The sequence below is a fragment of the Streptomyces sp. bgisy130 genome, from assembly GCF_057708345.1.
This window is the reverse complement of record NZ_JBYISA010000007.1, coordinates 146,078-165,294: the sequence shown is the minus strand read 5'-3', so window position 1 is coordinate 165,294 and position 19,217 is coordinate 146,078. Positions and strand designations below refer to the sequence as shown.

At 67.8% G+C, this 19,217-nt stretch carries 10 protein-coding genes and 1 pseudogene; 4 read left to right on the top strand and 7 right to left on the bottom strand.

The features are described from left to right. The 5 genes from AC3EUV_RS12455 to AC3EUV_RS12435 form a co-directional block, all read right to left on the bottom strand. On the bottom strand, positions 1 to 2,535 hold the full coding sequence (locus tag AC3EUV_RS12455; RefSeq protein ID WP_435602902.1) for a hypothetical protein: 2,535 nt from the start codon (positions 2,533 to 2,535) through the stop codon (positions 1 to 3). A gap of 16 nt (positions 2,536 to 2,551) precedes the next feature. Next, positions 2,552 to 4,048 (bottom strand): caspase, EACC1-associated type, encoded by a 1,497-nt coding sequence (locus AC3EUV_RS12450; RefSeq protein WP_435602901.1) that lies wholly within the window; start codon positions 4,046 to 4,048, stop codon positions 2,552 to 2,554. A gap of 157 nt (positions 4,049 to 4,205) precedes the next feature. Next, complete coding sequence (locus tag AC3EUV_RS12445; protein WP_435602900.1) at positions 4,206 to 5,153, bottom strand: pseudouridine synthase; 948 nt, start codon at positions 5,151 to 5,153, stop codon at positions 4,206 to 4,208. Between the two features lie 317 nt (positions 5,154 to 5,470). Beyond that, entirely contained in the window at positions 5,471 to 6,277 is an 807-nt protein-coding gene (locus AC3EUV_RS12440; protein ID WP_435602899.1) for a DUF4145 domain-containing protein, read from the bottom strand. Positions 6,278 to 6,531: 254 nt separating this feature from the next. Beyond that, complete coding sequence (locus AC3EUV_RS12435) at positions 6,532 to 6,918, bottom strand: hypothetical protein (protein WP_435602898.1); 387 nt, start codon at positions 6,916 to 6,918, stop codon at positions 6,532 to 6,534. An 828-nt stretch (positions 6,919 to 7,746) separates the two neighbouring features. Between AC3EUV_RS12435 and AC3EUV_RS12430 the strand changes: the two are divergent. The 3 genes and pseudogenes from AC3EUV_RS12430 (at position 7,747) to AC3EUV_RS12420 (ending at position 11,443) form a co-directional block, all read left to right on the top strand. Then, a pseudogene (locus AC3EUV_RS12430) lies at positions 7,747 to 9,122 on the top strand (IS1380 family transposase). Positions 9,123 to 9,539: 417 nt separating this feature from the next. Continuing rightward, entirely contained in the window at positions 9,540 to 9,995 is a 456-nt protein-coding gene (locus AC3EUV_RS12425) for a hypothetical protein (protein ID WP_435602897.1), read from the top strand. 251 nt (positions 9,996 to 10,246) lie between these two features. Next, entirely contained in the window at positions 10,247 to 11,443 is a 1,197-nt protein-coding gene (locus AC3EUV_RS12420; RefSeq protein WP_435602896.1) for a hypothetical protein, read from the top strand. 364 nt (positions 11,444 to 11,807) lie between these two features. Here the strand turns inward: AC3EUV_RS12420 and AC3EUV_RS12415 are convergent, their stop codons facing one another. Further along, positions 11,808 to 11,969 carry a hypothetical protein gene (locus AC3EUV_RS12415; RefSeq protein ID WP_435602895.1) on the bottom strand — a complete coding sequence of 54 codons (162 nt, stop codon included), beginning with the start codon at positions 11,967 to 11,969 and terminating at the stop codon, positions 11,808 to 11,810. Positions 11,970 to 12,493: 524 nt separating this feature from the next. Here AC3EUV_RS12415 and AC3EUV_RS12410 point away from each other — a divergent pair. Next, positions 12,494 to 17,845, top strand: a complete 5,352-nt coding sequence (locus AC3EUV_RS12410) for a sacsin N-terminal ATP-binding-like domain-containing protein (protein ID WP_435602894.1) — start codon at positions 12,494 to 12,496, stop codon at positions 17,843 to 17,845. Here AC3EUV_RS12410 and AC3EUV_RS12405 read toward each other — a convergent pair. Continuing rightward, complete coding sequence (locus tag AC3EUV_RS12405; protein WP_435602893.1) at positions 17,836 to 18,927, bottom strand: hypothetical protein; 1,092 nt, start codon at positions 18,925 to 18,927, stop codon at positions 17,836 to 17,838. The two genes, AC3EUV_RS12410 and AC3EUV_RS12405, sit on opposite strands and share 10 nt — an antisense overlap. Positions 18,928 to 19,217 lie beyond the last annotated feature (290 nt).

Sequence of the window (19,217 nt, the reverse complement as noted above, 5' to 3'; positions counted from 1 at the left end):
CTACCTCCCCGCCACCCGGCCGTAGCGCGGGGGTTCCTGCCCGGTGAGCACCTCGAAGAGCTCCTCGGCCGCACCCCGCGACCCCCCGGCATACGGCCCCAGCAGAATCTCCTCCAGTGCCCGGCCGAGCTTCGCCAGCGCCGCGTCGACGGCCTCCTGATGCTCGGCGAGCTCCTCACCGGCCTCGTCCAGCTGCCGGGCCAGCCGGGCGTACTCCACCGCGTTCCGGAAGAGCCACACCGCGTACTCCCGCTCCGGACTCACCTTGTTCAGCGGATCGCCCTGGCAGCTCGCCCGCGCCCGCGGCAGCCCCTGGAACAGCCGCCGGATGCCCTTGTCCAGCCCGGCCTCCGGCAGGCTCTCCAGCCAGTCCCCGGTGAACTCCTCGTCCGCGCTGCCCGCCTCGTCCAGGGCCCGCAGCGCGACATCGGGAAGTCCGGGCATCTGATGCCCGAGCAGACCCGGGATCTCCCGGGACTCCAGCCGGGCGGCCCGGCACTCCACGATCGCCCGCAGCAGCCAGACGCGGGCCTGCCACCGTGTCTCCGTGCGGATGTCGTCCAGGCACTCCCGCGCGGTGAGGAACGCCTCGTTGCGCATCGCCATCAGCGCCCGGTCCATCCCCTCACCGAGCGAGGTGTGCCGTTCCGCGGTCCGCAGCGCCACCTCGATCCGGTCCTCCTCGGCGGCGTCCGGCCCGGCCGGCTGGAGCGCCTCGATCATCCGCCGGGCGATACCGTCCGGCCGCGCCCGCAGCGCCGCGAGGAACCGGCGGCTGAACTCCTCCTCGGCCTGCGGCTGTTCGGCCAGTGCGGCGAGGTCGTCCCAGAGCGCCTGCGCGGACGGGCCGGTTGCGTCGGCCGGGGCCGGCTCGGCGTGGTCCGTGGCGTCCCGCACCACCAGCACGCCGCGCCCGGCATCGGCGAGGACCGCGGACCGGGCGGTGTCCACCAGCGTGTACGGGTGGCTGAACAGCACCGCCGGGTCCTCCGCGGTCGGCGGCAGATAGCGGCTGATCAGCACGGTGTGCGGGGTGAACACATCCTCCGGTGCGATGCCGTGCCGGCGCAGCGCGCACCGCCACTCGAACCACAGCATCGGCGCGGCCTGCGTGCACCAGGCGCGAAAGGCCCGTTCGGTGGCGGGACTCTCGTCCGGGACGACGCCCCGTAACGCGGCATCGAGGAACCGCCCCGCGGCCACCTGCCGCGCCGGGGCGTGCGGCCGGTGCACCGCCGTCTCCAACTGCTCGACCAGCTCCCGCATCCGCTTGGCCCAGGCCCTCCGGATCTTGATCAGATGCGGCACATTGACCTCGTAGTACTTCTCGGTGGGCACCTCCTCGGGCTCGGTGAGCCGGATGGTCCGCCCGGTCGCCTCGTCGAACCGCACCACCAGCAGCACCGTCGCCGGCCACAGCGTTCGCCGCTCCTCCTCGCTCGCCTGCTCGTAGGCCCGCTGGTCGGCCGTCAGCTGCTCGATCTCGGTCTCCAGCTGGTCCAGCCGCAGCCGGGCGTCCATCGTCAGCCGCTGCGACAGCACCCGCTGATGGGCCTGCTCGACGCTCACATAGGCGTCCGTGGTGAACAGATCCGGGCTGAACTCCAGCCCCACGGACGCCCCCTGCCCCTTGACCGTACGGAGATACGGCTGAAGGGACACCAGATCGTCGTCCCCGGCGGCGCGGGGCGCGCGCAGGAAGGCCCGGTCCGTCTCACCCGCCGCCCGGTCGGCGAGCGCCCGCATCCCCTGGGTGTACGTCACCAGATCCGCGTACGCCAGGTCCGCGACCTCCACCAGGCCGGTCTCATGGGCCAGCGACCGGAGCAGGCCGACGAAGTCGCGCAGCGCGCCCCGGGCCGTCGACGACGCGGCATCCGCCACCGTCACCGACCGGGCGCGGAACGCCGACGGGATGTCCGGCGTGGCCTGGCTGCCGGACAGCCCGGCGGTGACCCGGATCAGCCCGACGCCGATGTGGTCGCCGACGAAGTCGCCGCTCTCCGCGTCGCCCAGCCCGTTGACCCGCAGACAGGTGGTCAGCGCCGCCTGCACCACCTGCTGGCGGATCTCGGGCAGGCCCGCGCCGGCCACCAGCACCTCCACCGGGCCCTGTTCGTCCCCCGCCACCCACGCCCGCACCAGCGACGACGGGAGCGCGGCCCGCACCTGCGGCGCGAGCGCGGCCCGCGGCCCCCAGGCGAGCGGCGCGGGACACAGCGGCCCGCACTCCGCGGCCTCCCGGGCCCGCCGGGCCCACCGGGCGACCGGCCCGTCGTCGGTCACCGGATCACCGGCGGGCACCCGCAGCCCCAGCGCCCCGGCGTGCAGCACCAGCGCGAGATCGTCCTCGGTGTCACCGAACAGCGGCTCGTCCGGGCACTGCTGGAGCCAGTACTGCCACAACCTGCTCACCAGGCGCTTCGGCACGGCCGGCCGGCTGTCCCGGAAGCGCTGCGCGATCCGCTCGGCCTCGTCCGCTGTCCAGGTGTGCGGCAGCCGGCTCAGCACCTCGTCGACGGCGTCCCCCCGCATGGATCTCCTCTCGTCGTCACATGTCGCCGGCACACCGGAATCCGACGTTCCCGCGGCACTCGACCGGTGACCGTGGCGACAGTTGCTCCCGCAGCCGAGCCGCGGGGGTGTCATAGGCCCCGCCGCGCAACACCGGCGCCCCTGTGTCGTCCACGCAGATGTCCCAGACGTTACCGAGCAGATCGCCGATGTTGTACGGGTTCGCCGGGAATTCCCCGACCGGGGTCAACGCGGCATGACTGCCCAGGAAGTTCACCCGGCCCGCCGCGATCTCCGCACGCCACCACTCGCCGCTCCGCCCGGCCCGCGCCGCCAGCTCCCACTCCGCCACGGTCGGCAGCCGCAGCGCTAAGCCCAGTCGGCGGCCCGCCCAGGCCAGATAGGCGCGGGCCGCCGGAGCGCTCACCGCGACCACCGGATGGTCCGCGCGCCCCGCCGGAAAGTCCGCACCGTTCCAGCCCGCCAGGTAGTTGTCGTCCACGTCCGTGCCCGCCGCCCGCGCGGCCGCCGGGTGCCAGCGCGCGTTCGCCGGATCGCGGAGGAAGGCCCCGAACTGCGCATGGGTCACCGGGTACCGGCCCAGCCACATCGACCGCGTCTGCGTGAGCGCCACCGGGACCAGCTGCGGCCGGCCGGACTCCGCCCCGCCGGCCGGCACCCGCACCCGCCGCGCCGGGGACGCCACCCCACCGGACGGGGCCGTCGCCCCGGCCGTCCCATCCGCCGGAACCCGCGGCGGCGCCTCCTCCGCCGCGGGCCGCGCGACCGCCTCCCCTGCGCGGTTGCGGAACAGGCAGATCTCCCCGGCGGTCTGCCGGGTGCTCTGCTGGGGCAGCGGCCGGGACTTCGCGGTGAGCGCCGCCGTCAGCTCAGAGAACAGCGCCGCCATGCTCAGCAGGGCGGGCCGCCCCGGCACCCCGTCCGCCACGAGCCGGATCAGCTCCCCGGTGAACGCGGTGTACGTCTCTCCCGGCGGAGCCAGCGCCTGCCGTGTCGCGGCGGTGGCGGTGAGCACACACGCCCCCTCGACGGCTACCGCGGGCGCGACATCCGGGGCCTGCATCAGGCCGTCCAGCGCCAGCCCGCTCCAGCAGCAGTCCAGAATCACCACTTTCCGCCGTGCGGTGGGCCGCCCGTCCGACGGGCGCAGCAGGACCGACCGCAGCTCCTCGTAGCGCAGCGCCGTGTACGACGGGCCCGACTGCGACCAAGGCAGCGCGAGATGGAGCTCTCCCGAATGCGGATCCACCAGACCGTGCCCGGCGTAATACACCACCACGGTGTCGGTCGCCTCGGCGGTGGCGTCCTCCACCGCCTTCAGGATCGCCTCCCGCGACGCCTGCCGCAGCACCCGGCACCGCGCGTCCGCCAGCCCCCAGACCGCCGGATCACGGCACAGCTCCCGCAGCCGGCTGACGTTGCGCGCCACCGCCGGAATGTCGTCCAGCTCCGTATATGCATGGGTGCCGATCAGGACGGCGCACGAGCGGGACGGATCGGACAGCGCCGCCACCGCGCTACTCCCGCCGCCCGGCCCGGCCCACCGGTGCCGTGCGACCCCCGGCCTCCGGGCCCCGCCCGCCCTCGATCCGTACCCGCACCGCCGCCCCCGCCGCCGTCCGTGAACCCCGTCAGAGCGGTCAGCATAAGCGGCACCCCGCACCTGGATCTCAGGATCGGGCGATCGGGCGGTCCGCCCACTCCGCCAGCCGCAGCCGGCTCTCGAACCGCCGTACGCGGCCGTCCACCGGATCGGTGAACTCCAGGACCTTCGCGAGCAGTTGGAGCGGCGCGCCGAAGTCGTCCGGGGCCGGGTCCGTGACGACCGGATAGACCGGGTCATGGCGGATCGGCAGCCCGAGGCCGTTCATATGGACCCGCAGCTGATGGGTACGGCCGGTCGCGGGCAACAGCCGGTACCGCCCGAGCCCGCCCCGCCGCTCCACCAGCTCGATCCGGCTCTCCGCGTTCGGCTCCCCGGCCTCCTCGCGCGCGGCCATCACCCCGCGCTCCTTCACGATCCGGCTGCGCACGGTCACCGGCAGCGCCACCGCCCCGTCGTACGGCGCCACCGCCTCGTACTCCTTGCGCACCCGCCGCTCGCCGAACAGGTTCTGGTACGCGCCCCGGTCCCCGGGCCGTACGACGAACAGCGCCAGCCCCGCCGTCAGCCGGTCCAGCCGGTGCGCGGGCTGGAGCGCGGGCAGCCCGAGATCCCGCCGCAGCCGCGCCAGCGCCGTCTCGGTGATGTGCCGCCCGCGCGGTGTGGTGGCCAGAAAGTGCGGTTTGTCGGCGATCACGATCCGCTCGTCCCGGTGGACGATGCCCACCTCGAACGGCACCGGCACCTCCGGCGCGAAGTCCCGGTGGAACCACACATACCGCCCGGCCGCATACGCCTCGCCCCCGCTCAGCACCCCGTCCACCCCGACGAACCGCCCCGCACCCAGCATGGCGTCCACCCGCCCGGCCCCGATCGCCCCCTGGAACCGGTCGACGAGATGGTCCCGGACAGTGCCCCACACCCCGCCCGGATCGGCGGGCAGCCGCACCCGTACGGGATCGATCCCGTCACGCTGGGGGAGCGGGGCGGGGGGAACCGGGGATCTGCGTCTCACCCGGCAAGAGAACACCGGCCCGGCCGGTGCTTCAAGTCCGTACGGGCCGCGACCGGCCACGGACCTGGCGTGCGCGGGCCCTTCCGCGTACGCCCGAACAGAAACGACCGAAGCCCGCCCCGGCCTGGAGGCCGGTGCGGGCTTCGATGCTTCACGTGTCCGAGGGGGGACTTGAACCATACGCACATGCCACCGATTCGGGGTGAATTGCAATTGCCGTAGCCTCGGGCGGTGTCACGGTCGCCTGAAAGTTACAAGCCCGGGCATCGTGCCGTCCAAACCTTTCCCAGCCACGTGACCACAACTCCAGACAGGCCCTAGTTTTTCGCCGCACGCTTGCGCGGGATGCCCTTGCGCTTGTTGATCTCGGCCGCCCTACGCTTGAGGCAAGCTGCGTTCGTGTCGTACATCAGTTCCAGCGCGTGGTTCAGCAGCTCCACACCGTCCAGCACCTCACCGATACCGAGTTCACCGCCGTGGCTGCCATCGTTCCCGATCCACTTGACAGCCATTAGCAGGTCCGCGGCCTCAGCGAACCTCGGGTTCCTCTCCTTGTATAGTTCAATGCGCTTGTGCGCTGTGTATCTGATGCGCTTGCGGCTCTTTGATATGTGCGATTTGGGGACGCCTTGCAGTGTCAGAAGCTCCTCAATGGCTGCTCTGACGCGGTTCGCTGCAGAGCTGGGATCCATCCAGAGCACCGCCGAAGCTGCGACGATCAGATCATTTACGCGCTGAGGGAAGGCGTGATCCTCGCGGATGAGCGAGAGGGCCGGAACGAAGCACTGGACCTTATAGGAATTCCCGTAGAATTCTCCCTGGTACTCATGAGGTCCAGCCCCCGCTTCTACCTGGTATTCTCCCGCGACCACAACGATCTCACCGCACGACGGGAGACGACACTCCAGCGAACCGTGGAAATAGCCGCTGATACAGTCGGGATCTGCATCAGGCCTCTCGTACATCTGGCGGCTAAGCCACGATTGCTCTGTGATCATGGCATCGCTGTCCTTGGGAGCAAGCGTGCCTGCCAGGCACGCGGGGCAGGGCAGATCCGGCCAGCCGTTTGCCTCGGTGAACCCGTCTGCCAACTGCCGCAGATCGGCCAGGTGCTTCATCGCCATCCGCGTAGTGTCTCACCGCGGGGTTCACCTCACCTGGACTTCCCCCAAGACATCAGCCGATGGCGGCACCGTTGACGCCGAGACCGTGACCGCGTGGTTGCCCACGAGCAGCCCGACTTTCAGTGCCGCGCGATCGGCGCGGGAGAGCCGGTCGACTGTCAGCATGTGGTGCCGGGCGTCCAGCCCTGGCGGCGCAGCACCGCCGACACGTCGGGCGCCTCGCAGTAACGGCTGTACCGATGTCCCAAGGCCGGTCAAGACGGGCCAGCCGAGTCGCGGACAGGTTTCTGCGCCAACTCTCCGAGGACCTGTTCCATCTCGCTGGCGAGCGCAGCGGCGCGCTTCATCTTCCCCTCGATTTCAAGGTCTCCGTACGCCCAGGGCCAGGGATGGACTGCGAACAGTGCGTGCCAGAGGGTGCCGCTTAGTCTATGCAGCTGTGCGGCCAGATCCTCGGGCTGAACGGGGTTGCCGCCGAGAGTCATCCACCTTGCGGCAGCGTCCAGTTGCTGGTTCGCGCCGCTCAGGGCGTCGATGATGTCTGGCTCACACGCCCAGAAGTCCGATTGGCGCTCGGCGTTGGACGCGCCTTCCGCTCCTGGAGCCTCGCCCTCGGTATCGCGCGCAGTCTCATGAGTCACGCCGGGAGCCTACCGGTGGGGAGCTCAACGGCCCGGGTCTTGTACAGGTACGGCCAGTTAGCATTTGTGGGTGAACGTCCTGATCAACATGACAGAACCGTCGTTCGGCACCACCGGCGAGACCCCTGTTTCGACAGGCGCCTCGGCCTTCCCCGGCCAGCTACCGGGCGGGATCTGTAACCTGGGTGCGCGGGGGCTGGAAGGCGGAGAACCCGGGCCTATGAAGAGGAAGCCGACGCAGGGCGAGCGGCGTGCTGCACACCTGAATCGAGTGCGCGAGTCGTACAGGCTTGGACGCAGCGGAGCACTGGCGATGCAGCGACAGAAGATCGCCGACGGCAGCGCCGCCGCGTATGCCAGTCCCAGCGAGAAGGAGTGCGCTGAGCGGTGGGACCCAGCTCGGCGCGAAGAAGCAGACGGCAGGCGACCGCTACGGGTTCGTTGCGGCCTGCTCCTCGTTCCCGGCCCCGGGGATGCCTTGCTACGACGAGGCCGTGGCCGATCCTGATTGCTGCACGCCGTAGTTGATCGTGTGGGGCGAGTGCGGCTTCTTGGAGGCAGCTGGGGCCTTGCGTGCCCCGCCCACAGGTGGTGAGGCGGCGACCGCCCTGGGAAGGACGGCCGCCGCCGCAGGCCAGCTATCGCTGCATGTTGGGGGCGCGGCCGTGACGCGACCAGGGCCGCAAGGGTTCTTGGGGAGTTCTAGCCTCGCGCTTTCACGAAGTGGGCTGTCGAGTAGGTGATCAGGACAGCAGAAAGTGCCTCTGACCAGCGAGAATGAGGATTGTCTAGGCCCTTGTTCCCGCCCCTGTCGGAGGCACTTTCCAGGTGAAAAAGCGTATCGGGTCGTACCCGCGTGTCCGCGCTGAGGGCGGCGGTCGCGGGGTCGTCTCGCAGGCCGGGGCCGTGCTGCTGGTGGAGACGGTCCGCAAGTCCGGTCTGGATCAGGCGATATCGACGGCACTTGCACCCTGGCGGAAGCCCCGGGCGGTGCACGATCCCGGCAAGACGGTGCTGGATCTTGCGCTCGCGGTTGCGCTCGGCGGCGACTGTCTCGCCGATGTCGCCATGCTGCGGGCAGAGCCCGGTGTGTTCGGGCCGGTGGCCTCAGATCCGACGGTCTCCCGGCTCATCGACACCCTCGCCGCCGGTGGGAACCGTGCACTGACCGCGATCCGCCAGGCCCGCGCTCACGTGTGCGAACACGTCTGGCAACTTGCCGGCGACACGGCGCCGGACGCCGACGGGCAGGTGACCGTGGACCTGGACGGTGTCCTGGTGATCTCCCACTCCGACAAGCAGGACGCGGCCGCCACCTGGAAGAAGACCTTCGGGCACCACCCGCTGATGGGATTCGTCGACCACGGCACCGGCGGGTCCGGCGAGCCGGTGGCCGCTGTCCTGCGGCCCGGAAACGCAGGCAGCAACACCGCCGCGGACCACATCGCCACTACTCAACTGGCCCTGGCCAGCTGCCGAAGACCTACCGGCGAGGTCGGCGGACGCTGATCCGTACCGATTCCGGCGGCGGCACCCACGAGTTCGTGGCCTGGCTGGCCCAGCGCGGCAGGTGGCTGTCGTACTCGGTCGGCATGACCATCACCGATGCCATCCACCAAGCAGTGCTCAAGGTCCCGGCCCCGGCCTGGACACCGGCCGTCGAAACCGGCGGCGACATCCGTGACGGCGCCTGGGTCGCCGAGATCGCCGGTGACGTGCTGAACGGCTGGCCGAGGGGCATGCGGCTGATCGTACGGAAGGAACGGCCACACCCCGGCGCCCAGTTGCGGATCACCGACGCCGACGGACTACGGCTGACCTGCTTCGCCACCAACACAGCGGACCTTCCGATCGCCGCACTCGAACTGCGGCACCGCCAGCGGGCACGGGCCGAGGATCGCATCCGGGCCGCCCGCGCCACCGGCCTGCGCAACCTGCCCCTGCACGACACCGCGCAGAACCAGATCTGGCTGGAGATCGTCCAGATCGCCCTCGACCTGCTCGCATGGATGCCTATGCTCGCCCTGGCCGACGAAACCCGCAGGTGGGAACCCCGCCGCCTCCGGCTCCGCCTCTTCTCCGCCGCCGCCCAGATCGTCACGACCGCCCGCCGCCGGTATCTACGGTTCGCCAGCCACTGGCCCTGGACCGACGTGATCACCAACGCCCTGGCACGGCTCGAAGCTCTCCCGAACCCCGGCTGACCCGCACATTCCCGTTCCCTGCAAGCAGCACCACCCGACCGGAGCCGTGGAACCCGGCGCCCACCCGACGCGACAGCCGGGCCATCAGCCTGGCTGCCACCAGCCCGAACAGCCGAAACGGTTTGCCGAAGGAACCGACGGACCGTCACGAAAGATCGAGGCTAGAGCCCTGATGCGCCCTCTGCCATGGCTTGTGGCTCCACGTGTACGCCTGCCTGGGCTACGAGTCGCTTCATGCCACCACAATGCGGATGCCAAGCATTCTACACGTCGTCGACTCATCAACTATTTACCCGTGTTGGGCTTGCAGATGCAGTAGCGGGATGACCCGCGCATGCTGGAAGAGGGAACACCGTCCATGCGGATTTCTCGGGATTTCCTATGACGAAGCTTCCACGTTCAGGACAAGGAACTTCTGTGACGACGATGGCTAGGATCGTGATCGTCCTGGCACTCGTCGGAGTCAGCGCACTGTTCGGCGTTGTCCAGCCCACCGGGACCGATCCGAGGGCGTCGACGACAACACCAAACCATGTCGCCGCTATGGCAGCCGGCCACGGTCCGGCCCGACCGGCCCAGCCCATACCCGACCCCGCCGATGTCGTCGATGCGTACTTTACGGCCATCAACAACGGTGAGTACGTGGCTGCGTGGACACTGGGCGGGAGGCACATCACTGGGCGGCCGTACGACTCCTTCGTGCAGTCCTTCAATGACACAACCCGAGATGATGTCACCATCCGCTCAGTGACCGGCAACACGGTCGAGGTTGAGCTTGATGCCACGCAAACCGACGGCACACACCGGTACTTCGCCGGCACGTACACCGTTGAAGACGGAGTGATCGTCGCAGCCCACATTCACCGAGCGTGACGAAAGCCGCAGTGCGGAATCTCTCGCCCGGCGGTGGGGTGCCTCAGCAGGCAGAAGGGTCTGCTGCCGCGCCATCAGCTTTCGGGATCGGCGGACTGATCGGGAACGCCGCACTGCAGGTCGACGTAGCAAAGGTGCATCGACGAAAGGTCGATCGAAGAGTCCTTCAGCCGCCGCGGGAGGCACTGCTCCTGCATCTCGCTGTGATCGAGGACCAGCAATTATGGATAAGGATCTAGTGGGGTGTCCAGATGCGCCGAAAAATCACTCTCATTATCGCCCTGGCAGGGATGCTCTTCGCGGCGCTATATCCGGTTCAGGTAATGGCAGCACAGTCGCCGCCCCGCCCCGGTACCTACGCAATTGGGCAGCAGATTCACCGCGACAGCAAGTGGGTACTGGCCATCACCACTGTCGAGGCAACTAGAAGTACACTCAAAATCAATGTCCTCTATCAAAACGTGAGCTCTTCACCTCAGACGCTGACTTGCACGAGACCGTTGAATACGAAAATAACCGTTGCTGGAAAAACTTACAATGAAGTGAATAGCTACTGCTCTAAACACCCGCATCGCACATGGCGGGTTCCAGCTGGGAAGACCTTTCAAGGCTGGGCGGAATTCCCGAATCTCAAGGATGGGAAGTCTCACTTCTCGGTGTCCTGGTATGACTGGGGAGTTGCGAAGGCCATACGACTGCCTGACCGGAGCGGGCTGCTATCCAATCCAAAATTTCTCTCATTGATGCAAGAAGTGCAGAGATTCCATGCTCCTGCTATCTGCATCACGGAGATCACTCAAAAGACGAGATTGGCCGGTTACCCCGTGGGCACCTTGTGGGGGCTGTCAAGTCATAGCTGTTTCGAAACGGTAGCGAAGGGCGCAGTGCAAGGAGTCTCCCTATACCAATGCATTCATCTCTACCCATGGATGACGTGCTTGGGTCTTACGCGCTGGGCACACCCAAAGTCGGAGGCTCACAGTCGGGTTGATCTGAGTAGCCAGCGCGTCACCGTCAATGGCATGGGTCCGCTGCGCATCGGGATGAACCGCAGTGAAGCGCAGAAGGCCATCGGGCTGTCGATCTCCGAGGAGCGTCGGGATACTGGTCGCCACTGTACAGACCACATCGTGAAAGGAGGGCCGAAGGGACTATATCTGCGCTTCGCGCAAAATCGACTTGTTGCGATCTACGTCGTGCCACCATCAATGAATATCTCAACAGCTTCGGGTGTTCACATCGGCACCAGCAGAAGCGGTGTACTCGAGACATATGCTGGGGAAACCACAACCACCGCCGACTACGGTGGCGAAAATATCATTTTCGCGCCAGTCGCGCCAAAGTTCGGCGGCAGAATTATCATGTTCGATATTATCGACGGCGCTGTCGCAAGCTTCATCGCTGGTGAGCGTGACTTCGCGACAGGGTCTTGCGGAGCTTCCGACTAAAGGTTGTCCTGCCTTCATGGCGTGGGTTGATCTAGTCATTCGTAAGATCGGAGGGCTCAGGTCTCCGGGTATGACTGTAAAGGCTGAGCAACTGGATGGCTTACGGGACTTGGCCGCCGCCTGGAGCCCCGCAACGTTTCGACCGCCAACTGGGAGATGCGACTCCGAGGTCAGGTGGCGAGTGGACTGATCGCATTGAGTGAGGGCGTGGCTCTGACCCTGCGGGTGCAGGGAGCAGGCGATGCCTTTTGCGAACGGCTTGCTCACGGAGGGATCACCGCGGGCTCGGGGATCAGCAGCTTGGCCACGCTGCGCCTTACGGCAGGGCGGAACCATCGCCGCAGCCCTGGGGAGTAGGCCGGGATCATCCGCACCGCGCTGTGGGCAGCGAGGCCATCAGCCAACTCACCAGGTCCTGGATCGGCCCACCCAGACGCATCTGGTCCGCCAGGCGGCGGGCGAGCCGGTCGGCGAGGACCTGCGGCGCGTCGACTTCGCCCTGCGACGTGCTCCTCGACCGGCTCATCCAGGCTCGGGCCCTGCAGGACCCGGGGCCCTACCGCCGGGAGGCTGACCAGCGCTGCCACGACCTACAGCAGGCACGTTGAGTGCCGGCTTCGGAACCAAGGACACCCTCACTACCGTTGCCGCTGCCCCTCCGAATATGCGAAGGGCGGCACTCTCGACTACCCACTGAGCGGTTTACGTCCGAGAAGCTGTCATCCCGCTACCCCGCGACATCTGGATCGCCCGCGTATCCGCAGCGGGGCGGCTGAGGGCTCCCCTTGAAACCACGCAATAGTCACAGCCGGCGGAAAACGCCTCCCAGCCCGACCCGTCTCCCCACGCCAAGCACCGGGTCGTAAGCCTGGGCGTCGAGTCTCATGGTCGCCGCAGCGCCTTCCTGCTCCGCACCGGCTACACCGGTCGACCTGCTGATGAGCGCGTCCGGGGCTCCAGCATGACGCAACGGCCTCCGCCGCTCCTGCGCGCTCAGTAGGATCATCGGCCGAGTCGCCTTCGGCGGGCAGGCGAGAAAATGGGGGCGGTATGGCACGCAAGGAACATCGGTCGAGGGCAAGAAACGTACCGTCGCGAAGAACTGCTGCCCTGCGCAAGCGTGTCCGAGATCGAGCCCTGATCGAGGTCCGGGGCTGTCTGCGGGACTGGGACGACGGCCGGGACGCGGCGCGTGAGGCGAAAGCCGTCGCGGAGATGATCATCTCGCCCGAGTATGAGGGACGGGTACTCATCGAACTACTCCAGAACGCGCATGACGCCCACTCGATGCGAGCCGCCGACGGGCGCGTCGAGATCATGCTCGACGAGGACGAGGGCGATCACGGAACCCTGTACGTGGCCAACCGTGGAAAGCTGTTCGGCGGCAGGGATTTCAAGGCTCTGTGCAGCATCGCCCTGTCCAGTAAGCGTGCTGACGAGGGGATCGGCCACAAGGGAGTCGGCTTCAAAAGTGTGCTGCACCTGTGCGACGCACCTGAGGTGTACAGCGTGGCCCAGGCCGGGTCCCGCGTTTTCGACGGGTTTACCTTCCGCTTCGCTCGGCTCGACGACTTCGAAGCGTTAGCGCGCGATGTGGCCCCCCAACGATCCGGATTTTCTGCCTACTTGAGGGAGAATCTTCTCCGGCTTAAGGTGCCGGTCTTCCTGGAGGACGTACCAACAGCCGCCCAGCGCTTCGCGCGCCAGGGTTTCGTCACTGTAGTGCGCCTGCCGCTGAAGTCCGCCGAGGCCCGCTCGGCCGCCGAGGCACAGCTGTTGGAACTCATGGACGACACGGCTCCGTTCGAGTTGTTCCTGGACCGCCTGGAGCGAGTGTCGCTGGTACGGAAGGTCGCGGGAAAGTCCCGGCGTAAAGACTACGCACGCGAGGTGGAGACGCTCCACAACTCGCGCGGTCTTAAGGTGCAGCGAGTCACGCTGCGCCGACGGACCCAGTTGATCGTCATCCGTGGGAAGGTCGACCCGGACCGGGCGCGGGACGCGATCACCGCGTCGATCGAGAAGCGCATGATGCGCCACGACTGGGCGGCCTGGGAGAAGAAGGCCGAAGTCCAGGTGGCGGTCCCAGTCGGCGATCCGCTGGCCGTCGGGCGCCTCTACACATTTCTGCCCATGGGTGAGCAGATCCCGGCGCCCGTTCGAGGCTATGTGCACGCGCCGTTCCTCGCCGAGATGAACCGCCGTTCATTCAACGAGGCTGTGCCGTGGAATGGCCTGCTGCTCGAGACGGTCGCTGATCTGTGCGCCAGGGCGACACTTGCCGAGGCGGAAGATCGCGTGCGGCTGCCGCCCGCGGCACTCGTCGACCTGATGTGCTGGAGACAGGACGCCATCGGCCGGCTGGACTCGGCGTTCCAGGAGCTGGACCAAGACATCGACGATGTGCCCTTCATCCCCGCGCTCGGCACGCTGCCCGACCAACGGACGTCGCTGTCTCAGGCGTTCCTGTGGAAACACGGTGCCACCGCGTTGGTCTTCACCCCTCCCGCGGTCGCCGCCACGGGGGTCACGAATCTGGTTGACCCTGACCTCCACCCCGGCCGGTTGCAGCAGCTGGCTGATCTGGCCAGTGCCAGAGGGCTGGGACTCGAGCCGTCGGTGAGGTTGCTCGTGGCCTGGGCGGAACAGCTCGCTTTGGCCGCAGGAAACGGTACCTTCGTTCCCAGCTGGTGGGCGGACTTCTACTACGACCTGTCCCAGTGCTTCCCCGACGGTTCCGCCCTGAAAGGCAGGCGGATCGTCCTCAGTTCGACGATGACGCTGGCACTGGCCGGCACGGAGGGCGTATTTCTCGACCGGGGGCCCACGGGGAATGGCACTCTGCCTCCACTTCCCAAGGCGCTGTCCGACCGCCTGTTCTTTCTGCACGAGTCGATCGACTGGTCCAGCAAGCGGCGCAAGCGCAGAGCCCGGGGACGGAAGTGGCTCATAACGGGGAACCTCGTCCACGAGTATGGGGTTGAGCGAGTACTCGATGTCGTCGCATCCGCCTTGAGCGCGGACGATGAGGACGGTGATGTACGGCTCCAGTGCCTGCGCTACGCCTGCGCAGTGTCATATGCGCTGGAACGCGGTAGCCGCAAGGCTCCAGTCCTCAAGAATCTTCACGTACCCACCCGGGCGGGCTGGCTCGACGCGAACCGGGCCATGTTCGGGCCGGGCTGGCCCGGTGAGGACGCCTCCATCGACGACACGCTGACCCGGTTGCTGGCCGGCGTCCAAGGCCTCTCAAGGGTACTGGCCACCACGGCGGGCCGACTCCTCGAAAGCCCCGAGCACCTCTGCGCGGACACCGGCATCCCAGTGGATGCCATGCGGCGCTTCCTTGAAAGGCATGGCGTCGTTCATGGGCTCCGGCCCCGTTACGAGTCATTCGTCGACAAGATTAAGGGAGAAGACCTCAACCGGCCCAGCTGGTTCTGGTGCCCGACTCCCCGCAACGGCGCCGTTCAGCTGCCGAAGTGGAGAGCCACCGCCGCACGCTGGCCGAACCGGCGCCCCGTCCCCTACACCAGCGTCGAATACCGACCGCGCACCCACCCTGCCATCCTGCCTGGACAGGGCGACTACGCGGCTTTCTCCGAGGAGGACCGCAGACTCTATGCGGAGCTCATCGTGCACGGGCTCGCCACATGGCCCGACACCGCGCTGGAGATGCGATTCATCCGCCACAGCGACTTCAGCGGGACCCTGTGGCCGACCCCGCTGTCGGCTTTTCTCGCACACGAACCGTGGGTACCCCAGACGTCCGTGCCGCGCGGGTCAGCCGGTGCCACGTTCGTCACGGCGGATACCGCCTGGTGGTGGTACGGCACGCAGAATCCGCCCACGTTCCTCACGGTGGTGCCTGCGACGCTGCGCCGCAGACAGTCCGGCCGGCTCCGAGACCGGCTGAGCCTGCTCGGCAGCCGCTCCTGGGATGATCCCCACACCGCCTCTGACCGGCTCCGCCACCTGCCGGACATCGTGGAAACCGACCCTCATCTCCGAGAGGGCAGAATCGCGCACGAGATCAGGCAGGAGTACGAAAAGGCATGGGCACAGCTGCTCCCGGAGGGCAGCAGCGCTCCGAGCACCGACGGTCGGCTCCCCACGACACCCCAGCGACTGCTGGTCACCCGGGCAGGAGTCCTGGAGGTGCTCGACGCCGAAGCAGTTGGTGAACCAGTCTTCGTGCCCGACCCGCACGGTGCCCAGAACCGGGCGCTCCTGGACCGTGTCGCCGTCCCCGTGATCCCGGTCGGCGATAAGGCCCTCGGTGGCCGGATCCACGCATTCCTCAAGCAGACGTCACCATTCGGCGTCCAACGGTGCGTCGACGCTGAGCACGACATCCAGACGGACCGGCTGCCCGTCCACAAAGCGCCCCGAACGTCTCTGCCGGAGTACGCTGGGCCGTGGCTGCGCACCCTCGTGGCGGCAGTGGTGGAGTTCGACGAGGAACGGGCCTCCCGCCCGGAACCCGTGATGGTGACGGACGTCGACGGGGTGCTGCGGAGCTGTGACGTGACCGTGGCCGACGAGGCCGTCGTCTGGATCGCGGGACACCGCCTCACCGAGAACGGAGCGGACCGCGCTCTGCTCCACCCGCACCCGGACCGCTCCCGCATCGTCGTCGTCCATACCGGGCGTCGCACCAGATGGCGAGTGCTGCGCAACGCCGCGTCGGCCGTGGCCGCGCTCATCGGCGCTCCCTACCTCGCGGGCGACCTGTGGGCCACGCTGACGAAGCTGGAAGAGCGCGGCTTGGAGGTGGACCTAGTCGCTGACGAGGACATCGCTGCCGTCCTGGATATCAGGCCGCACCAGCTTGAGGCGGTCCTCGCCGAGCGGACCTCGCAGCGCTCCGGCAGTGTGCGGATTGTCCCCCTGCTCGCCTGCCTCGACCTCGACCTGGCGGAGGAACTGCAGCAACGCATGGAGGACTTCCGCGATCGGACCGCCCTCCTTGCGTGGCTCACCGACGGAATAGGCGCGGAGAGCGCCGGGCTGCTCGTGCGGTTGCTCGAGGAGGACGACACGGAACGGCAACTGAGCTCTCTCTCGGTCTCGCTGGCCGAGGCCAACCGGGCCTGGCACACGCTGGGTCTGGCCCAGATCGACAACAGGGACAGACACGAGAGGCAGTTCGCGACCTGGCTCCAGCGGAACCGTGCGGCGCTCGCCGAGCGGGTCCGGGACGCCCACGCGGATGTGTACCGGTCCGGCCGCTCCCTGTCCGGATACGTGCGGTTGCGTTCCCTTCCAGACCTCGTTCCGGACCCGTCATGGCATACGACTTTGTGGGACCTCTCCGACAAACTGCTCCAGTCCCACGCCGACGCATGGGCGCGCGCCAACTTGCCTGCCGTGTCGGCCGCACCACTGCGGCTGCAGCCCTTGGCCAACGTGCGGGAGGCGTTCAACACAGCGGTCCACAAGCTAGTGCCACGACTGCGGCAACTGATCGAGGAGTGGGCGCAGCTCCAGAGCCTCGGCCAGTACGAAGTCATTCCAGCGGCACAGGACATCCTGCGTGAACGTGATGACAACGGGTTGCTGGACTTCCAGGTCCTGCCCACGAAAGCGCTGCTCGATTGGCTGAAGACCTGCGGATATTGGCCCGAGGGGATGCCTCTGTCGGACCGGCGTGCGGACCTCGGGTTGGGCACGAAACGCTCGCCCGTGACTGCCCAGAGCGCCGGCAGTGGAACGGGCGGCTCCCAGCCCGGCACATCCAGCTCGGCACCTGCGGTGCTCCTTAACGGCAAATCCCTGTCTGCACGGCCTGATGATCTGCCAGCGCTCGCCCGCGAAGTGGCCGCCGATCTCACGGCCGAGCAGCGGGCCACCCCGGCCCGGTCGGCTGCGCGGCTGACACCCCGGATTCCACGGCCCCGTACTCCGTCCGGCAACAGGTCCCCGGGCGGCGCCTTCCGGGCGTCCGCCGCCGATACAGACCTGACCACGGCGGTCGGGCTCGCCGGTGAGGCAGCGGTGGCTGCATGGCTGCACGAGCAGTTCGGCGTGGCGCCACAGGATTCGTGGAAGTCCGGGCTACGCGTCCACGGGCTCGTCGGCGGGGAGCAGGGAGACGACCGGCTCGGCTATGACTTCGTCATCCACGACGGCGACCAGACTTACTACTACGAGGTGAAGGCTTCCACTGGCGACAGCGGCGAGATCATCCTCGGCGAGTCCGAGGTACGGTGCGCCTCCCGGCTAAAGCCGGGCGAGACGTACTTCATCGTGTACGTCTCTCATGTCCTGGACCACACGCGGCGACGCATCTCCGTCCTGCCCAATCCGTTCAGCGCACCGGACCTGGCTGGCTACGAATTAGTCAGTACCCAGATGCGGCTCCGGTTCGACCTCGGTCTGGGTGAGTGCGGCTACCGGTAGCGGTCTCGTTTGGGTTCGTACGGGCTCCAGCCCTCCAGGTGGGGACGGAGATCACTGGGACTGATATCCGGGTCTTCTGGCATGCCGGGCCATCGAGGTACTGGATCGATACGGGTGGCGTGGTCACGTGCCCAAGAGAGCCACTCCCGTACTGCATCCACTCTGTCCCCGTCGCCGGTCGGCGCCTGTTGGAGGTGCTGTTCGAGAGCGTCGCAGTAGGCACGGATGCGTGACGCCTCGTTCCACGCCTCGACCTGGTCGTTCAAAGTTTTCTTCCGGTGCGCGTGGATGAACGCTACTCGTGCTCGGTCCATGGCTTCGTGCCAGCGTCGCTCGGTCTCTTCGACCTTGCGCTGTTGTGCGAGCTGTCGTTCCTCGTCGATCCGAGAGCGCTGGTCGATTTCGCGCAGGAGGTCGGGGAGCTTGTCCTCCAGCCGCCAGCGCTTCCGGTCGCCCCAACGGTAGCGGCGGCCTCGGTGCGCCCAGTCGTAGGCCAGACCGATCTCCAGTTCGTGGGAGGGGCATGTGGTGCGTGCTGTCACGCGCTGCCAGGCGTACTGCACGCCTTCTGGATCACGGACCTCGACGACCCCCTCCGTCAGGACGACGGGGAACTCGCTAACGCGGGCACCGATCGACAAGACGGCGTCGGATTCGGGTGCTGCGTTGCTGATCGCGAAGTCTTTTTGCTCCGCCGCCAAGCAGACCGCATGCAGGATTTGGCGGGCACGTTTCCGGCAGTCCGCGCAGACGGGCACAGCGGCTTGGCGGACAACGGGATGTAGTTGTTCCGGCAGGAGGTCCTTCTGAACGGGCACACGCTCGGTTGGCGTCGGGGCGCGCCTGGGATATTCGCCGGTGACCAGTCGGATGACGAGGTCCCCCTTGTCGCGCCCGCTGTATTCAAGGTGGTGGCCAACTGGGACCTGGTGTGTGGCCCTGGCGGCATGCAGGAGGCGGCGCATCCTGGCGCGTTCTTTCGGCGCCGGATTGCTGATCCGAAGGGAACCTCCCGAGCGCTCGATATCGGCGATCAGTCGAGCTGCCGCCTCCGTCATCATTGCCGATGTCGGCGATTCCAAGTCGACACCGGACGCTGTCTCTTCTGAGCTCGGGACCACTGCCGTGACGATGCCGTCCGCCTCGGCCAAAGTCCGCCGGCCGGCATCGGTGGGGGCGGCCGTCCATCGGCCGTCAGCCCAAGCAGTGGTGACCAGTCCACGCCTCCGCAGCGCGTACACAGTGGCAGTCAGAGCCGAGTCTGCCGAGGTGACCGGCGCGCTGCCCTCGCAAATGCGGCGAAGCACGGTGAGCTGGCGGTCATTGAGAGTGGTCCGAGACCCCACGGTTTCGGCTCTCCTCATATGCTGTC